At 65.5% G+C, this 2190-nt stretch carries 1 protein-coding gene; it reads left to right on the plus strand.

All coding sequences use genetic code 11. The annotated features are described in order from the left end of the window. Positions 1–150: 150 nt before the first annotated feature. Positions 151–2190: hypothetical protein (locus tag VF167_09680; GenBank protein HEX6925692.1), on the plus strand; the 2040-nt coding region annotated here is incomplete at its 3' end.

The following is a 2190-nucleotide window of genomic DNA, read 5'->3' on the forward strand; positions in this document are numbered from 1 at the left end:
AGGGATCTGCTGGCTTCGCACCCTGATTCAGTGAGACGGCATGCACGCTATTCGTTCAATCCGGTTGTTGATGGTTCCGAGCCCCAGAGCACCCCGCCCCCGGCGGGGATTCTGTGCTGGGGCCCTTTGTGCTGCGAGTGAGAGAGTCGGATGACGCATACCAAACCAGTCATCACGTTCAGTAAGCGGGAGAGCGGCATGCCGATGCCGAATCTCCTCGATATCCAGACCGCCGCGTTCCAGTCCCTGCTCGTGCCCGATGACGTGAACGGGGAACGGCAGGATGTATCGCTGGAGCGGGTCTTCCGCGAGATCTTCCCGATCGGCGACGTGAACGGGAAGTACAGCCTCGAGTTCCTCAGCTATTCGCTGGGCGAGGCCAAGTACTCCGTCGAGGAGTGCATCGAGCGGGACATGACCTATGCTGCGCCCCTCAAGGCCCGGCTCCGCCTCGACGTGTTCGAGGAGGTCGAGGGCCAGCAGCGGCTCAAGAACGCCATCGAGAAGGAGGTCTACCTGGGCGAACTGCCCATCATGACCCCCCTCGGCACGTTCGTGATCAATGGCGCGGAGCGCGTCGTGGTCAGCCAGCTGCACCGCTCGCCCGGCGTGGTGTTCGAGGAGAGCACGCACCCCAACGGGCAGCGGCTCTTCAGCGCGCGCATCATCCCGTTCCGCGGCTCGTGGGTGGAGTTCACGATCGACATTCACGACGTGATCTACGTCCACATCGACAAGAAGAAGAAGTTCCCGGCGACGGCACTCCTGCGCGCCTTCGGTTACGGGAACAACGCCGACGTGCTGCGGCTCTTCTTTGCCACCAAGGAACTGGACCTCACCGGCAAGCATGACAGCCGGCACGAGCGTCGCGAAGTGCTGGGCTCGCTGCTGGCCGAGCCGGTGCCTGATCCGGAAACGCCGGACGCGCTGCTGGGTGACGTGGGTGACGAACTCACCGCCGAGCGCGTGGCCGAGATGCGGCACAAGGGCGTGAAGCACGCGACGGTCTTTGCCGGCTATACCACGATCGACCTGCGCGACGAAGAGCAGCCCACCTCCCACCGCGACAATGCCAACCACGTGCTGGCGTTCGACGTGGCGGACCGGGATGGTGAAGTGCTCGCGTCCCGCGGTGCCGAGCTGACCGATGCGCTCCGGCAGAAGCTGCTGAAGCAGGAAGTGCACAAGGTCGAGATCCTCCTGCCGTCCAACCGGCCGGAGTCGGCGCTCATCAAGAACACGCTGGCCAAGGACCCGACCCACTCCGAGGCCGAGGCGCTGGAGCAGATCTACGCGCTCCTCCGCCCGGGCGACGCGCCCAACCTCGAGACGGCGCGCCAGCAGTTGCAGAAGCTGTTCTTCAACCCGAAGCGCTACGACCTGGGCCGGGTGGGCCGCTACAAGATCAACCAGCGGCTCAAGCTCAAGCTGGATCCCAACCACACGGTCCTCACCGAAGAGGACTTCGTGGCCATCATCCGGTACCTGATCGACCTGAGCGACGGCCGCGGCTACACCGACGACATTGACCACCTCGGCAACCGGCGCATCCGCTCGGTGGGCGAGCTGATTGCCAACCAGTTCTCGGTGGGCCTCTCGCGCATGGCGCGGCTGGTCAAGGAGCGGATGAGCATCAACTCGGATCCCGAGAAGATCTCGCTTGACGACCTGGTCAACGCCCGCACCGTCTCGGCGGTGATCCAGGCGTTCTTCGGGTCGAGCCAGCTCTCGCAGTTCATGGACCAGACCAACCCGCTGGCCGAGCTGACCCACAAGCGGCGCCTCTCGGCGCTCGGACCGGGCGGCCTCACCCGTGAGCGCGCGGGCTTCGAGGTGCGCGACGTCCACTATTCGCACTACGGGCGGATGTGCCCGATCGAGACGCCGGAAGGTCCGAACATCGGGCTGATCAACAGCCTGACGACCTACTCGCGGATCAACGACCTCGGCTTCATCGAGACGCCCTACCGCAAGGTGGTGCGCGCGGTGATCCGCTACCCGTCCAGCGCCAAGCTGCGTGAGCCGCTGCGCCTGGTCGTGGGGGAGCGGACCCGCACCTTCGCCCAGGCCGGCGAGACGGTGGATGCGGAGCGCGGGCGGGAGCTCTTCCAGAAGATGATCGTTGGCGCCGAGCTCGCCGAGGACCTGCGCGACTGGAGCTCCATCTTCCCGCGCATGCTGGCGGGTGAG

The sequence above is a fragment of the Longimicrobiaceae bacterium genome (assembly GCA_036375715.1).
Classification (GTDB): domain Bacteria; phylum Gemmatimonadota; class Gemmatimonadetes; order Longimicrobiales; family Longimicrobiaceae; genus DASVBS01.